The organism is Candidatus Enterococcus huntleyi (assembly GCF_009933175.1).
GTDB classification, from domain to species: Bacteria; Bacillota; Bacilli; order Lactobacillales; family Enterococcaceae; genus Enterococcus_K; species Enterococcus_K huntleyi.
In genome coordinates this window covers 36,701-52,288 of record NZ_MAEJ01000011.1, presented here as the reverse complement: position 1 = coordinate 52,288, position 15,588 = coordinate 36,701, and the positions used below count along the sequence as shown (strand labels likewise).

The window sequence follows — 15,588 nt, the reverse complement described above, 5'->3', positions numbered from 1 at the left end:
ATAAATCAATGACCGCCCAACGCTAGAGTGAAATCTAATGTTGGGCGGTCATTTGTGGTACATGTGCTATTTCGTAGTATTATGCCTTCAAAATTTCTTCTTTGCTATGGATTAATTGCGTTAAGAAGTCACAGTAAGGCGTAGCTAAGCCATATTTTTTACCTTTGCGAGAAATCGCTCCGTTGATATAGTCGATCTCTGTTAAGCGATGATTGGTGATTAAATCTTGATACATCGAAGGATAATGCAGGCCAATCGTTTCTGGATCAAAGCACTCTTCGACATGGGCAATGACTTCAGGGACATCTAAATGAACGCCTTCGTGGGCAGCGACAGTGGCAAATTCGTTGACGATTGTTGCGACCATCTCATGGGCAGGTTGAGTCGCGCCTAAGCCAGCCATATTGGTATCTAAAATCGTACATAGTCCATTCATCGTGCCGTTGACACAGGCTTTACGGTAGATAGAATAGTGAATATTATCTGAATAGGCAGCATTCAGTCCAGAATCAGAAAGGACTTTAGCTAAAGCAATCGCTGTTTCTTCTTGACCATGGCCCAAATTTTGTAATTCAACAGAACCGTCACCGAATAATTTTACCTTACCAGGACCTTCTAAACCGGCTGTCCACATGGTATTACCGATAAATATATTTTCCATCGGTACATATTTTTCAACGATATCTTCATGACCAATCCCATTCAACAGGCACAAAACTTTTGTGTGGTCGGCGATTAGGGGTTTGATATCTTGCAACATCGCATCGAGCTGCATCGCTTTCGTAAAGAGAATAATTAAGTCTGTTTTTTCGTCTGAGGAGATGTCAGATTGCAATTCAATCGGTAAGTCAGCAGTGAGCTCTTCTCCGTTATAATTTGCTTTCAGACCGTGTTCCTTGATCTCATTTACGTGAGCCGGCCAGCCATCAATCAGAGTGACGTCATTTCCACCTCTGTGTAGCATCAAGCCGAATCGGCTACCCATGGCACCAGCGCCAGCAATTGTAATCTTCATATGTTAAGGACCCCTTGTGATAGTTTTTTGTACTTGCCTATTGTACTGTGTGGCTCTGATAATGTAAAAGGATATGAATGGGGTTGAGGGAATGGGAACGATTGATAGAATGTGTAGGGTGAAAATGAGAAGGTGGAGGTGGCAGCTACTAATATGAAAATGAGTTCGCAGATGGGTGATGAGTCATTACTAGCGATTAAATTTTTTAGGGGGATGTTTGAGTTTTCCATCAGATAATAAACGAGAAATAAGACTGAAAATAGTAGCTCAATTCCACCTAATATTCACAAATATAGCACTGAGTGCAGGCAGCTTAGTTCAGTTAATTCGCATTAAAACAGACGGTCAATCCAAAGGTTTTACCCAATGGACTGACCGTCTTTCTGTCTAATTTTTACTTGTTTATCTGAGTTATTTTTACCCTAGAAACTCGAAGACTTCTTTTCTATTGTAAAGGTTAAGCACTTTTTCGCACAAGACTTGGCTAGCTAAAGCGCATGCTAGTGGGATGAATAACCAGCAAAGAATAACCAATCCGCCGTTTAAGCCGTGATCTAGAGCGGCTAGTGGGCCAACGATTCCAACTAAACCAAAGCCTGCAGAAGCTGGTGTTCCTGAGATAGAGAAGATCGCTACAGGAACTGCCGAGATGATGGCTGTGATAAAGCAAGGGACCAAGATGATGGGTTTTCTAAATAGATTAGGCATCATCATTTTCATTGCGCCAAGAGCGATAGCGAACGTTACACCTGGTTTATTCGTTCTGAATGAGTTCACCACTAATACGATTGTTGTCGCAGCGACACCCATAGCAGCCGCACCAGCAGCGACACCGTCTAGTTGAATCGCCATACCAATGGCAACTGTTGAGATTGGTGAGATGATTAATAGCGCAAATGAACAGCTGATTAGGATACTCATCAAGATTGGTTGTAGTGTCGTGAAGGTGTTGATACCTTCACCAATTGCTGCTGTTACTTTTGTTACGTAAGGATATAGGTAGAAACCGACTGTACCTGAGCCGATTCCGGCAATCATCGGAGTTAATACAATTGAAACGGATCCGAATTTTTCACCAATGAACTGAATTAAAACGACTGCGACGGCAGCGGTAATCATCGTGTTAATGATGTCACCTGTTCCAGATCCAATGTAGGCGCCTGTTTCGCCAACCTCAGCATTGAATTTTACCACGCCGGAACCAACAAATGCGGCCCCGCCGACAACCATCATAGGCATAGGCTTGAAGTCAAATTGGTGTGCAATAAGGGTCCCAATAATTAACGGAGTTGCTAACTGAAAAATAATAGCTGATTGGCCTAATGCGACGGCTAAGGCGTTATCTCCAAATAATTTTAAAATGGCAGCCAGCACCGCGTTTGGAATAAGTCCGACGATAATTCCTGTTGCTGTTCCTGCAAGAATTTTGTTCAAAAAGATTTTTGGGGTTGTTTTCGTATCCATATTACACCTACTTACTTTCTATGTTCTATTTTTTTGTCGTTTTTAATCAGTTCTTTCTATTAATGAGTTAATTTCCGAACATTGTTTTCATAACATGTACGTTTCTCTTACAAAACTAACTACATTAAATGCCTATTATTTATCCTCCTTAAATTCTAATATTTCTATGAAAATACTGACTGATTGATAAAAGTATTTTCATGAGTTGAATAGTTATTTTCAATAGTATATGAAAATATAAGGCGTAAATCAAGCCTTTTTTTCAATTAATCGAAAAAAATACGAATATTCTGATAAATTATAGAATAATTAGAATTAGATGAAGGTATATGTTTTGTTGGTGTAGCAATAACGAGTGAAGTTATCCGTTTTGAAATCATCCAAATATTTTTCTGAAAATAAATTAAGTGAAAAAACCGAAAAATAGTGACGGACAAAAAAATATAGCTAGTAAAATGGGAAATTTAAAAAATCTAAAAGATAAAAACAATTTAACTGCTTTACTAAAATGATCAGAAATTAGGCGCGTTAATCGCTACATAAAAAATCATTTGTCAGCGTTTACAGATTAGATGAGAGAAAATAACTGACATAATAGTAGGGGAAATAGTTGCCGAATGAGGAGGGCGTTTTGCTTGAAAATCAAGGAGAATTATGTCTGGTTTAACCTGTAAAAATGACAGGTGTCATCACTGGCATATTCAAAATTGTTCGGGTATGCTTTATTCATAAAGCGGATACAGGGAAGGTTTTTGATTTATGAAAATTATGATTATTGGAGGTTCATTTGCTGGTGTGAGTTGTGCGTTTCGAGCTCGGCAACTTTATCCAGAGGCACAGATTACGATTGTTGAGAAGAATCAGCTTTTGGGATTTATTCCTAGTGGCTTCATCCAATATGTAACTGGTGCGGTGGCTTCTTTAGAAGAGGCCGTTTTTGTGCAAAAAAAGGACCTTGAAGCGGCGGCAATTGCGATTCACCTTGAGGAGGCGTTGGTGGCCTGTTTTCCAGAAGAACATCGGATTGAAACGACTAAAGGAGGTTACGAGTATGATCGCCTAGTGCTGGCTTACGGCTCAATTCAGGAGTCTCAGTTGTTAGAAGTGAGTGATGAAGAGGCGTTGTCTCTAGTGCCACTGGCGTATAAAAATTTTGAGTCAGCACATATTTTGGCAGAAAAAGTTCCGACGGCTAACTCAATTTCAATTATTGGTGGAGGGCAGGCTGGTATGGAAGCTGCCAGTGCATTCGTTCAATTGGGTAAACAAGTGTCGGTCTTTGAAACGATGGATTATCCCTTGTTTAAATATTTTGATCAGGCTTTTTTGGCGCCTTTTCTTACAGACTTAGAGGGAATTGAAGGATTGACGATTCATTGCAATACAAGTGTCAAAAAAATTACCCAACGAGCCAATCTTGAAAGAACCGTTCTTGAAGAAACTATTCTTGAAGGCACTAATAAGGAAGCTACAAGCTTTGAGATTGAGACGAATTCGGGGGTCGAAAGAAGTGATTTGGCGCTTACGATGGTCAATGTTCATCCTAAGGCTAATCCATTTTATCAGGTGTTTGAGAGTCACAGCGATAATACCATCAAGACAGATGCTTATCTGGAAACTTCACAAGCGGATGTTTTTGCGGTGGGGGATTTAATCCAGATTCCTGCGTTGGCTTTGAAGGAGCAGACCTATATGCCGCTAATCAATAATGCGGTGCGTTCAGGGCTTGTGGCAGCTGAGAATCTTATGAAAAAAACACAGCCATTTAAAGGTGGCTTGCGAACGATTGGTACACAGTTATTTGGCTGGTATTTAGCTAGCACGGGTCTATTAGAGGCTGAGGCTTTTAATTATCCAGGAAAAATTGCGACGAAAAGCTTTGCTGTGCCGGCCCGTTTATTTGGCGGAGCAGTGATTTATAGCAAGGTTACATTTGATGCAGACACGCATCAGGTGCTAGGTGTGCAATTACTCTCACAAGAGAATTGTTTGGAAAAAATAAACACCGCGGCGTTGGCTATTGAAACTAAACAAACGTTAGAAGCTCTGATGCAAAAGGATTACTTTTTCCAGCCGGCCTATACACCGGTCTTTGATGTCATCAATCAGTTGGGAGTAGGAAGTGGTTGCGATGAGATTTGAAGAACTGCTGGAGAAGAAAGAGGCTAAGCAGATTGGTTTGTTGAAGAATCTGGTGATGACAGGAGGAAAACAGCCGATTCAAGAGATGGCCCAACGGCTGCAAGTGACCAAAAAATCGGTTGAAACATACGTAGAGGATTTACAATTATTTCTTAAACGTTATAAAGAGCAGTGCCGACTAGTGTATGACGGCTATTATCTGGCTCTTTCTTTGGCGCCTGAATTTTCAGTTAGCGAGATTGAGAATCAGTTTTACCAAGAAGCGCCTAAATTTCAAATTCTCGTGACCTTACTACAGGAGCGTGAGATTGCTTTTGTCCGAGTTTCTCAGGAGTTACAGATCAGCGAGTCGTCCTTGTCCCGTAAGATTAAAGAATTAAATTTATTACTGAAGGAATTTGATTTGACAATTTGGCAGGGAAAAATGGAAGGGGAAGAGGCCCAAATCCGTTATTTTTATTTTCAGTTGTTGTGGTATATGGGGAATTCGGTTGAGGAAGTCTCTGGACGTAATCAGCGTTATGTTGAGAATATTGAACGTGGTTTGGACATTCAGCTGCGCCCGGAGGCCCGAAAGCGTGTTTTGCTGTGGCTGAAAATTACTAAGCTGCGTCTAAATGTTCCCCATCAAAAATTTGCGCGTTTGAATAAGAAGTTCCAGCCGTATCTGAAGGATCCAATGTATCAAAAGTTGAAACAGATTGTTTATCGTTCGTTTGGTTATTACGCAGTGGAGATTCAAGAGGAGGAGGCGATGCTTCATTTTTGTTTCCTTTTGAGCATGTCGATTTTATCTGAGGCGGAGTTTCATCAGTATTCCTTAGTTCGTTCGCGCTTTACGCCGACGGGTTTGGTGGATACCTTACTATTAGAAAATATTTTACGTTTTTATCGGCCAATCAAGGTGCATCATGAGGTGGAGGCTCTGTGTTATTACTATTTAGCACAGATTCATCCGCAGCTGTATTTCTTTAAAGGGGATATTGAAGTCTACAATCGGGAAAATATTTGGGCGATGGAGCAGGAATTATCTAGTCGAGATATGAGAGGTTTGTGTCAAAAATTATTGGCGCTGGCGCAAGAGTCGTTTGCTCTTCCTGAGGATGAACAGAATAGTTTGCTGGCGATGACGGCTGTGAAGTATTTGAGTGTGTTAGCTATTTTGGATTTTCAAATGAATCGCGAGGTGCGGGTGGGTATCCATTTAAAGATGGAACCGTTGTTTAAAAATGCCACAATTACCATGCTGATTTTACATTTGAAGAGTTTGAATGGTGTGGTGGTGGAGGAATGTCGTGAAAATCAAACGTATGATTTGATCATTAGTAATGAGAAGCTACCTACCCACAAGACTGTCTACTATTTTTCAGAATTGGGTACGAAGTATGACATAGCACAAATAAAACAGCTGATTCGAAATTTATCCTCGTAGTTATTTCTTGTAGATGACGAATAAAAGGCGCTTTATCAAGATTCCGTCAAAAATTTTTAAAAAATAAAAAAATCTGACAGTCTTGTCTAACAAAATGGCTGTAAGATATAAATGTAGAAAGAAAACGTTAACAAAAAAGGAGAAGAGATATTATGGCAGAGAAAAAATACATTATGGCAATTGACCAAGGAACAACTAGTTCACGGGCGATTATTTTTGACAAAGAAGGACAAAATGTTGGCAGTTCGCAAAAAGAGTTTACTCAATACTTTCCAAACTCTGGTTGGGTAGAGCACAATGCAAATGAAATTTGGAACTCTGTACAATCAGTAATTGCCGGTGCATTTATTGAATCAGGCATTAAACCGAGTGAAGTTGCTGCGATTGGGATTACCAATCAACGTGAAACGACAGTTGTGTGGGATAAAGAAACGGGCTTACCAATCTACAATGCAGTGGTCTGGCAGTCTCGTCAGTCTTCACCGATTGCTGATCAATTAATTAAGGATGGGCATAAAGACCTATTGCATAAGAAAACGGGGCTTGTGATTGATGCTTACTTCTCAGCAACGAAGATTCGCTGGATTTTAGATAATGTTGAAGGTGCGCAAGAACGCGCTGAAAAAGGCGAATTGTTATTTGGAACGATCGATTCTTGGTTGGTTTGGAAATTAACTGATGGTCAAGCGCACGTGACGGATTACTCAAATGCGAGCCGGACGATGCTTTACAATATCCACGAATTAGCATGGGATAAAGATATTTTGAAATTGTTGAATATTCCTGAAGCGATGTTACCAGAAGTTAAAAGTAACTCAGAAATTTACGGCTACACACAAAGTTATCATTTCTATGGTAGTGAGGTGCCAATTGCTGGGATGGCTGGTGACCAACAGGCAGCGTTATTTGGTCAAATGGGCTTTGAACCTGGAATGGTCAAAAATACGTATGGTACTGGGTCATTTATCGTAATGAATACCGGCGAAAAACCACAGCTTTCTTCAAATAATCTATTAACAACGATTGGTTATGGGATTAATGGCAAAGTCTATTACGCATTAGAAGGGAGTATCTTCGTTGCCGGATCTGCGATTCAGTGGTTGCGTGATGGCCTGCGAATGATTGACTCGTCTGCAGAATCAGAAGATATTGCAGCTAAAGCGTCAGGGGAAAATGAAGTTTATGTTGTGCCAGCCTTTACTGGTTTGGGTGCGCCATACTGGGATTCAGATGCCAGAGGAGCCGTGTATGGGTTAACGCGTGGGACAACTAAAGAAGATTTCGTCAATGCGACACTTCAAGCGGTGGCTTATCAATCACGCGATGTTATTGATACCATGAAAGTTGACTCAGGAATTGATATTCCGGTCTTAAAAGTCGATGGTGGAGCGGCTAAAAATAATCTGTTAATGCAATTCCAAGCGGATATTTTAAATACGAAGGTTCAACGAGCAGCCAATCTTGAAACAACCGCTCTAGGGGCTGCCTACTTGGCAGGGTTAGCAGTCGGTTTCTGGAAAGATGTTGATGAATTAAAATCAATGCAAAAAGAAGGCGAAATTTTCGAGCCGAAGATGAAAGAAGACGAACGCGCTGACTTATATGCTGGCTGGAAGGAAGCCGTTGCCGCAACGCAAATGTTCAAACATAGAGCAAAAGCAAAGAAAGAAGGGAAATAGCATGACATTCTCTTATGAAAGTCGCAAACAAGGGATTGAAAAAGCGAAAAATACCACCGCCGATTTATTGATTATCGGCGGCGGGATTACCGGCGCAGGTGTAGCGATTCAAGCAGCTGCCTCAGGGATGAAGACGGTCTTAGTTGAGATGCAGGATTTCGCTGAAGGAACCTCTTCTCGTTCAACAAAATTAGTCCATGGCGGGATTCGCTACCTCAAAACATTTGATGTCGAAGTGGTTTCTGACACGGTTAAGGAACGGGCGAACGTCCAACGAGTGGCCCCGCATATTCCAAAACCAGATCCGATGTTATTACCTATTTATGATGAACCAGGTGCAACCTTTAATCTATTTTCCGTGAAAGTGGCAATGGATTTATACGATCGACTGGCTAATGTTTCAGACACAACCTATGCTAACTATATGCTCTCAAAAGAAGAAGTATTAGAGAGAGAACCGCAATTAAATCAAGATAAATTGTTAGGTGGCGGCGTCTATCTCGATTTCCGAAACAATGATTCACGTTTAGTGATTGAAAATATCAAGCGGGCGCATGAAGATGGCGGCATTATGTTGAGTAAAGTCAAAGTCGTTCGTGTCTTGCATGACAAAGAGGGCAAAGCTTGCGGCGCGAAGGTGGAAGATTGCTTAACCGGCGAACAGTTTGATATTCAAGCACGCGTTGTGATTAATACCACCGGTCCATGGTCAGATACAGTCCGTGAAATGGATGAGAACAATGATTTACCTGATCAAATGCGTCCAACAAAAGGGGTTCACTTGGTAGTCGATAAGTCACGTCTGAGTGTCCCGCAACCGACTTATTTTGATACTGGTAAAAATGATGGCCGAATGGTCTTCGTGGTTCCAAGAGAAGGCAAAACCTATTTTGGGACGACTGATACGGATTACACAGGTGATTTGAAACATCCAACTGTGACTCAAGAAGATGTTGATTACTTATTAGAAATCGTAAATGGACGCTATCCTGATATCCATTTGACGATTGATGATATCGAATCTAGCTGGGCTGGCTTACGGCCATTAATTTCAGCGAATGGCGGCTCTGACTACAATGGTGGTAATAATGGCAGTCTTTCTGAAGCTGGTTTTACACAGATTGTTGATGCAGTGAAAGAGTATCTTGCGGATTCTAGTAAAAAATCGGAAGTCGAAAAAGCGGTCAAAAAAGCCGATGCTTCACTAGCTGAAGGAACTTTATCGACGTCGCAATTGTCTCGTGGCAGTTCCTTTGATCGTTCTAAAGATGGTTTATTAACCTTAGCTGGTGGAAAAATCACTGACTACCGTTTAATGGCGGAAGGGGCAATGAAGCATATTCAACAAATTCTAAAAGAAGAATTTGATCAATCCTTCGAGCTTGTTGACTCAATAAATTACCCAGTTTCTGGTGGGGATATTGATCCCGCCAAAGTCGATCAAGAAATTGCTGAGTTGGCTAAAAAGGCAGAAGCGATTGGTTTAAATGAAGAGGATGCCTTATATTTGGCGAACCTCTATGGCTCTAATTTACCAAAAGCATTAACTTATAATGACCTGATTGAAGGCTTAAACTTACGTGAAAGTATCGCCTTAAATTATGCGTTGAACGAAGAGTTAGTCTTGACGCCAGTCGATTATTTACTCCGCAGAACGAACCACATTTTATTCTTCAGAGATACGTTGGATGAAGTGAAGGATGCGGTCGTGAATAAATTCGCGGAATTCTATGACTGGACAGCTGACGAAAAAGCGGCGATGCATCAACAATTGGAGACTGTTTTGGCAGAATCTGATTTGACTAAATTAAAAAAAGGAGAATAGCTGATGAGTGATATGACACAGATTTTTAGTGAATTTTTAGGCACGGCTGTCTTGGTATTATTGGGGAGCGGCGTCTGTGCGGCTTCTAACTTGAAGAAGAGTAAAGCCGAAGCTTCTGGCTGGATCGTGATTGCTATGGGTTGGGGGACGGCGGTAACAATCGCAGTCTACATCTCAGGATTTATGGGACCCGCTCATTTGAACCCGGCCGTGACGTTGGGGATGGCAATTGCCGGTAAGTTTACGTGGAGTTTAGTCTTACCTTTCGTTGTCGCACAAGTTTTAGGTGGGATTGTCGGCGCGATTGTCGTGTGGCTTGCGTACCTACCTTTGTGGGATGAAACGACGGATCAAGATGCAATTTTAGGAACCTTTGCGACAGCTCCAGCGGTTCGTAATTTACCAGCGAATGCCATGACTGAAGCGATTGGGACCTTTGTCTTAGTTTTAGGTTTACTAGCATTTGGTGAAAATAGTTTCTCTGATGGTCTCAATCCAATCGTTGTCGGGATCTTAATCTTAGCCATCGGTTTATCAATTGGTGGCCCAACTGGTTATGCGATTAACCCAGCTCGTGACTTAGGTCCGAGAATTGCCCATCAAATTTTACCAATCAAAAATAAAGGAACCTCTGATTGGGGTTATGCGTTAGTTCCAATCATTGGCCCGGTTATCGGCGCCATCTTGGCAGCTGGTTTATACCTAGCATTGCCAATCTAAGCTTAAAAAACTGTTAACCATAAGACGGAAATAGTTTTGATAGTAAATGGATAGATAGTTAAATGAACGAAGAACAGCTTGTTTGTGTACTTTCTAACCGATGGTCAAAAGTGAAGAATCTGATTGTTTTAAGTCGAGCGAAGACTCATCGACTTTGAACGGTCGGATTCTTTTTGTTTTAGGATCGATTTACTTTTCCCTCTTTTGCCTACAGTCCTATGATAAAATAAGGGATAAACGAAGACTGTGTGTGTGACACACTTAAATTAAAAATGAAATGGGTCGGAAAAAGACTGAGGGGAGTTAGTTGTGGGCGAAGAAGTGAGTGGGAAACAATTAATAGTAGAAAACTTAGTATTGTCTAGGAAAAATAGTCTGGAGAAACCACTAAGTCTTTCTTTAGAAAAAGGCCAAGGACTGGGAATCTATGGACCTAATGGTGCTGGAAAATCGACGTTGTTGGATACGATTAGTGGGATACTGCCAGCTGCAGATGGCCGAATAACCGTCAATGGCACGTTGAGTTATGCGATGCAATTTGATGGGTTCCAGGAAAATTTGAGTTGTTTAGATAATTTATATTTAGAAGCAAATTATGCAGGGATTCCCAAGAATCTGCGCCATGAACGAATTACTCAGCGAGCGCAAGAATGTGGCGTGAATTCTTTTTTAAAGAAGAAAGTTAGTCAGCTGAGTTCAGGGATGCGTGTGCGTGTCATGTTAGCGGCAAGTCTTTTGATCAATCCGGATATCTTGTTATTGGATGAGGCATTTAATGCGCTGGATGAAGAAACGATTGCCAGTATGCAAGAAATTTTACAGCGGGAAAAGGAACGGGGCTTGAGTTTATTGTTTGTTTCTCACAATAAATTTCATTTTGATTCTCTGTGCGAATCAATCTTGTTGTTCCCGAGCCTTGAGGTGGAGACGCGATGAAATTCAAGCAATTAATCATTGGCGAATTCTATCAAGGAAAAAAATCATTCATGCTATTCGTATTGTCATTATTGTTGACATTAGGGGCGTTTATGACGGCTTTGCCGATTGAGTTATTGCAACGGAATTCGGCGGCTCCGGCAGTCAGTGTCGGTCTCTATATGCCGATGGACAATCGCGAAATAACGGGTCTGATTGGCGTACTGGATCACAATCAGTTAATCGAAAAGCTAGAGATTGTTTCGCAGAAGCAAGGTAAACTCGGGGTCGCAAAGGGCGAGTATGATTTGTATATTGAGTTGCCAGAGAATTTTGAAGAGGCGTTATTTGAACGGCAGATGGGCACGGTCAAGCTCTATGCCAAGAATGCAATTATTGGTAATATTGTTTATCAAATTATTTATGAAATGATTCAAACGCTCAATAATCTGCAGAGTCTTTCGCTGGATTATTATCAGGTGCTGAAAACGAGTGATCTTTCCTATACGGAAGCGCGGAAAATGAGCCAAACCTTTGACCTGCAATTAATCCAGATGTTGTTGGATAGAGATGAATCGCTGACCATTCATAAGACGATTGCCCAGTATCCATTACAGCTGAGTGCCTTATTTTTATTTATCAGTTTGGCCGGGATTAGTCTGTTCAGTGGACTGCTGAGTAGCCAACAAATCAGACAGGGGACCATTAAAAAGCTTTTATTTTATAAGTATCCGATAGCGCTGATTTTGGGTGCAAAGTTTTTGCTTAGTTGGTTATTGTCTCTGCCATTCCTGCTTTTTTTATGGCAGGTGGCGAAGTACTTTGGGCTAGTCATTAATGGCGGGCGCTTGCTGATTGGAGCAACCTGTTTACTGGCGGTTTTATTTATTTTAACAACCGGGATAGCTTTCTTAGTAAGTCGTGCAAGAAAAGAAAGTCAGCTATTTTTACTCTACGCGGGAGGGGCTTTTCTGATGCTATTTTTAGGAGGATTAATTTATCCGTTGTATCAGCAACCAGCGTTTCTTACGCGGAGTAATCCGGCTTGGTATGCGCAGGTTGTGATTGAGCAGGCGGTAAGTGGCGCAACGTGGGATTTTAGTCCGTATTTTAAATTATTGCTAGTCAGTGGCGTACTGGCTGGTGGCATAATTTGGAGGTGTCGGCGATGGAATTAGTGCGCATCTATGCAAAACGAATCTGGTTGCCGTTGGTATTCTTACTTGTGATTCTTTTAGGGCAGCTATTGACGACACGAATGAATGTGTATTTTACCAGAGGACAAGCCATTCCTAGTGGGATTGAAGTAGTTGATTTGGCGAAGAACGCGCAATCGACTGACTACATTAAACGTTTAAAAAAAGCGCCAAACATGCAGGTGACGGTGACTGATCAGCTGAATAAAGAGCGCTTGAAAGAGACAATCATTCAAGGAATTCTAGTCTTACCTGAGCAGTTTAGTCAGGCTTTAGAAAATCAGGAAAAAGGCTTTTTGACGTATTATTCAGCGACAGGCATTCAAGATACGGGTCCGATTGAGGAAGTGATCGTGGCAAGCTTGTTGCAGATGCAAGGGGAACGATTGTATCAAGTCACGTTGGAAAAAGACGGGCTGTCTGCAGCTGCAGGAGAGCCGGAGCTTTCTGAATTGTTCCAAGTCGTCTACTATAATTCTTTAGGGGAAGTCGTCAGTGAAAAATCAGCCAAACCAGTCTTTACGTTGGGTTTAGCAGCGTTATTTATTTTGTTAGCTGTCTTGTATTTACAAAATTATTTACCTGGTGCAGACCAGCGACGCTTTGCCTTTTATGGCAAAAAGAATCTCTATCGTCAGCAAGGAGTCGTCGGCGGATTGATTTTTGTCGGCTGGCTGAGTGTGATTGGCGCATTTCTTTTTCTGATGCCACTGCTTATCGATGGCGTCTTCGAGAAAAATAGCTTGATCAGCCTCCTGGGTGTATTAGTTTTTTGTTACGCAATCAGTTTTTTCTTCATCACTATTGGCAAACGACAGTGGCTCTCCTTTCTATTTATTCCATGGTTCATTCTAAACATGACGATGGGCGGAGCAGTCTGGGGTGTTGCCAGCGAGCATCAGTTAGTGACGGCATTTTTACCCGTATCTTATGTGATTAAAGGGCAATGGGGACCACTTTATATCTCAGCGATGCTGGTGACATTGCTGACAATTGGTATCCAATGGCAGCAAACACGAAGGAAAATATAGGATTGCCCCACGCATCCGCTATGATGACCCTTATACAAGAATGGCAGGTACTAATAGAGCGTGCGACTATATCTTCTGGATAAACGAGTTTGGCAGCTAGGGACAGGTAAGGAATGAAAATGTTCCAATTTTTTTATTGTCCTACGAATACCATTCCTACTAGTGCTGAGGTAAGGGAGAGAACTGTTCCAGTTCACTATTATCGCACAACGTTTACCATTCCACTGCTCTGACACTTGGCAAGTGGAACTGGCAACTGGCAATAACAAATCATTTATTCTGTTAATTTTAAATAGAGTCATTGGCTTGATAGTTTCTGCTTTTTTCAAAGTTGTGGCTAGTTGCGGTGTTTTCACGTTTTTCAAAAGAGCTGTAAATGGCATAAATCCATTGTTTAGTGGATTTTCCCGCTAAAAATAGTCTTTTCAACTCAATATTTTCTCAAAAAGGTACGCAACTAGCCACAAGTATCTAAAAAATGGCTAGTTTATTCCCTATCAAATGATAGGGTTGAGGATTATAAGAGCTATAAACGTTGCAAAATAAGGATTCTACGAACAATCAGTATAAAAGTTATCTGAGTTAAATTCATGTTTTGCTGAAATTTACGATTTTTAGTGTTTTTTCAAAGTTGTGGCTAGTTGCGCTGTTTTTTCATAATTTAGCAAAGTCAAAAAAACGAAAAATCCATTGCCTAGTGGGTTCTGCTTTTAAAAGTAGCCTTTTCACCTCAATATTCCCCCAAAATGATGCGCAACTAGCCACAAGTATTTAAAAAGTAGTGATTTTGACGCTTTTTTATGGAGTTTATTCTGTTTTAAATAACGATTTTCAAAGAGTTTAAAAACCTCAGCAGTCTGTATTAACCTCCAAAAGTTAGATTTTTGGGGTCACTATAGATGCTGAGGTTTGCTATTTAGAAGATATTAATTTCTCGTTTATTTAGTAGTGACAGGTACGTAGATTGTAAATTCATCTGTATTTTCTAAGATGAAGCAGTCGACAATCTCGATGAGATAATTTCCATTAATCTGAACGGTTGGTGACTGATACAGCTCGCCGTAAGACGCGGCAATAAAAGCATCTGCTGCAGGTCGATCAGCTACTTTTTCTGAGAAAACGGCATAGGTTCCTGCGGGCATGTTGAAATAATCTAACTCAGCAATTTCTTTTTCAGCCTGGACACCGACAAGATAATGTGGGTCGCCAGTGGCTTCATTGATTGCATAATAATGACTATTGGTAGCATATTTAGCTACATCCGCTTTAATTTGACGTAAATTAGCTAGCTGCTCGAGTTTATGGGCACTCATTTCAGAAAAATCATCTGGCTGTTGAGGAACGGACACGGGGGTTGAGAAACCGACAAAGGACGTACTAGGAAATTCTTTCACAACAAAGGTCATACGCTCATCTCCTGACTTATTATTTTAGCAAGAATCTACTAAAGTTGTCTTGAATATAACATAGCGTAGCGGAATTAGATAAGGATTTGCATTCGAAATTTGAGTGACAACAAGAGGGTCGGTCGTGTGGATTAATTGGCGCGTGGTTAGGCTTAGATTAGCTAGAAGAGGCGTGGCTGTGATAAAATAAATGTATAAGGAGGCGATGAAAATGACAAGTCGTTACAAGAACATTTTAGTTGCTGTAGATGGGTCAAAAAATGCAGAAAAAGCGTTTCTCGAAGCCATTGAATTGTCAAAAGAACATGAAGCACACTTGTATATCGCGTATGTGGTGAATGAAGTGGAAGTCACTCATAGCGCCTATGCCTACTCGAAATTGTTAGCGGAAGAACAAGCACATGTCGAAAAAGTCTTGCTGGAGAAAGTCAAACACGCCAAAGAAGTTGGATTACGCGAAGTCACCCCCTTAACACAAATTGGAAACGTCAAACGAGTCTTAACTAAGACGATTCCAGAGCAATACCCAATCGATTTACTAATTGTCGGCGCAACCGGTAAAGGAGCCATCCAACGCGTCACCGTGGGCTCAACCGCCGCTTATGTGGTCAATCAAGCACCTTGTAATGTGTTGGTTGTGAAGTAAAAGAATATATATATATAAACTCATTAATAAATGTTGATTTTCAAATGTTAGATTGACTCTAACATTAGAAGGTTAGGTTTACATTTATTATGAGTTTTTTTTATAGATAGGTGATGT

The 15,588-nt window shown here is 41.0% G+C and carries 12 protein-coding genes; 9 read left to right on the top strand and 3 right to left on the bottom strand.

All coding sequences use genetic code 11. The features are described from left to right. Positions 1–79: 79 nt before the first annotated feature. Both BAU15_RS07730 and BAU15_RS07725 read right to left on the bottom strand, forming a co-directional pair. Positions 80–1,015 carry a 2-dehydropantoate 2-reductase gene (locus BAU15_RS07730; protein WP_161842171.1) on the bottom strand — a complete coding sequence of 312 codons (936 nt, stop codon included), beginning with the start codon at positions 1,013–1,015 and terminating at the stop codon, positions 80–82. A gap of 417 nt (positions 1,016–1,432) precedes the next feature. After that, complete coding sequence (locus tag BAU15_RS07725; protein WP_161842170.1) at positions 1,433–2,479, bottom strand: PTS sugar transporter subunit IIC; 1,047 nt, start codon at positions 2,477–2,479, stop codon at positions 1,433–1,435. Between the two features lie 759 nt (positions 2,480–3,238). On the opposite strand from BAU15_RS07725, the gene BAU15_RS07720 reads away from it, so the two are divergent. The 8 genes from BAU15_RS07720 (at position 3,239) to BAU15_RS07685 (ending at position 13,419) form a co-directional block, all read left to right on the top strand. Beyond that, a complete protein-coding gene (locus tag BAU15_RS07720) occupies positions 3,239–4,621 on the top strand; it encodes an NAD(P)/FAD-dependent oxidoreductase (RefSeq protein ID WP_161842169.1) in 1,383 nt (460 codons plus the stop codon). Next, positions 4,611–6,053, top strand: a complete 1,443-nt coding sequence (locus tag BAU15_RS07715) for an AcpB/EbpR/MafR family transcriptional regulator (protein ID WP_161842168.1) — start codon at positions 4,611–4,613, stop codon at positions 6,051–6,053. Before BAU15_RS07720 ends, BAU15_RS07715 begins: the two co-directional genes overlap by 11 nt. Positions 6,054–6,205: 152 nt before the next feature. Further along, positions 6,206–7,732: a glycerol kinase GlpK gene (gene glpK / locus BAU15_RS07710; RefSeq protein ID WP_161842167.1), complete on the top strand. Its 1,527-nt coding sequence runs from the start codon at positions 6,206–6,208 to the stop codon at positions 7,730–7,732. Between the two features lies 1 nt (position 7,733). Next, complete coding sequence (glpO, locus tag BAU15_RS07705; RefSeq protein ID WP_161842166.1) at positions 7,734–9,557, top strand: type 1 glycerol-3-phosphate oxidase; 1,824 nt, start codon at positions 7,734–7,736, stop codon at positions 9,555–9,557. A gap of 3 nt (positions 9,558–9,560) precedes the next feature. After that, positions 9,561–10,277 (top strand): MIP/aquaporin family protein, encoded by a 717-nt coding sequence (locus BAU15_RS07700; protein ID WP_161842165.1) that lies wholly within the window; start codon positions 9,561–9,563, stop codon positions 10,275–10,277. A gap of 309 nt (positions 10,278–10,586) precedes the next feature. Further along, positions 10,587–11,213 (top strand): ATP-binding cassette domain-containing protein, encoded by a 627-nt coding sequence (locus tag BAU15_RS07695; protein WP_161842164.1) that lies wholly within the window; start codon positions 10,587–10,589, stop codon positions 11,211–11,213. Continuing rightward, complete coding sequence (locus BAU15_RS07690) at positions 11,210–12,370, top strand: YhgE/Pip domain-containing protein (protein ID WP_161842163.1); 1,161 nt, start codon at positions 11,210–11,212, stop codon at positions 12,368–12,370. Before BAU15_RS07695 ends, BAU15_RS07690 begins: the two co-directional genes overlap by 4 nt. After that, positions 12,361–13,419, top strand: a complete 1,059-nt coding sequence (locus BAU15_RS07685) for a hypothetical protein (RefSeq protein ID WP_161842162.1) — start codon at positions 12,361–12,363, stop codon at positions 13,417–13,419. The genes BAU15_RS07690 and BAU15_RS07685 overlap by 10 nt, the downstream gene beginning before the upstream one ends. Before the next feature lie 938 nt (positions 13,420–14,357). On the opposite strand, the gene BAU15_RS07680 is transcribed toward BAU15_RS07685, so the two are convergent. After that, positions 14,358–14,825 carry an effector binding domain-containing protein gene (locus tag BAU15_RS07680; RefSeq protein ID WP_161842161.1) on the bottom strand — a complete coding sequence of 156 codons (468 nt, stop codon included), beginning with the start codon at positions 14,823–14,825 and terminating at the stop codon, positions 14,358–14,360. A 211-nt stretch (positions 14,826–15,036) separates the two neighbouring features. Here BAU15_RS07680 and BAU15_RS07675 point away from each other — a divergent pair, with 211 nt between their 5' ends. Then, positions 15,037–15,471, top strand: coding sequence for a universal stress protein (locus tag BAU15_RS07675; protein WP_161842160.1), 435 nt, complete (start codon positions 15,037–15,039; stop codon positions 15,469–15,471). The last annotated feature ends 117 nt before the right edge of the window (positions 15,472–15,588 follow it).

What these genes read in the sequence shown, in the direction of transcription:
- BAU15_RS07730 (WP_161842171.1), bottom strand. Translation starts at nt 1,015, where the DNA reads ATGAAGATTACAATTGCTGGCGCTGGTGCCATGGGTAGCCGATTCGGC.
- BAU15_RS07725 (WP_161842170.1), bottom strand. Translation starts at nt 2,479, where the DNA reads ATGGATACGAAAACAACCCCAAAAATCTTTTTGAACAAAATTCTTGCA.
- BAU15_RS07720 (WP_161842169.1), top strand. Translation starts at nt 3,239, where the DNA reads ATGAAAATTATGATTATTGGAGGTTCATTTGCTGGTGTGAGTTGTGCG.
- BAU15_RS07715 (WP_161842168.1), top strand. Translation starts at nt 4,611, where the DNA reads ATGAGATTTGAAGAACTGCTGGAGAAGAAAGAGGCTAAGCAGATTGGT.
- glpK (WP_161842167.1), top strand. Translation starts at nt 6,206, where the DNA reads ATGGCAGAGAAAAAATACATTATGGCAATTGACCAAGGAACAACTAGT.
- glpO (WP_161842166.1), top strand. Translation starts at nt 7,734, where the DNA reads ATGACATTCTCTTATGAAAGTCGCAAACAAGGGATTGAAAAAGCGAAA.
- BAU15_RS07700 (WP_161842165.1), top strand. Translation starts at nt 9,561, where the DNA reads ATGAGTGATATGACACAGATTTTTAGTGAATTTTTAGGCACGGCTGTC.
- BAU15_RS07690 (WP_161842163.1), top strand. Translation starts at nt 11,210, where the DNA reads ATGAAATTCAAGCAATTAATCATTGGCGAATTCTATCAAGGAAAAAAA.
- BAU15_RS07685 (WP_161842162.1), top strand. Translation starts at nt 12,361, where the DNA reads ATGGAATTAGTGCGCATCTATGCAAAACGAATCTGGTTGCCGTTGGTA.
- BAU15_RS07680 (WP_161842161.1), bottom strand. Translation starts at nt 14,825, where the DNA reads ATGACCTTTGTTGTGAAAGAATTTCCTAGTACGTCCTTTGTCGGTTTC.
- BAU15_RS07675 (WP_161842160.1), top strand. Translation starts at nt 15,037, where the DNA reads ATGACAAGTCGTTACAAGAACATTTTAGTTGCTGTAGATGGGTCAAAA.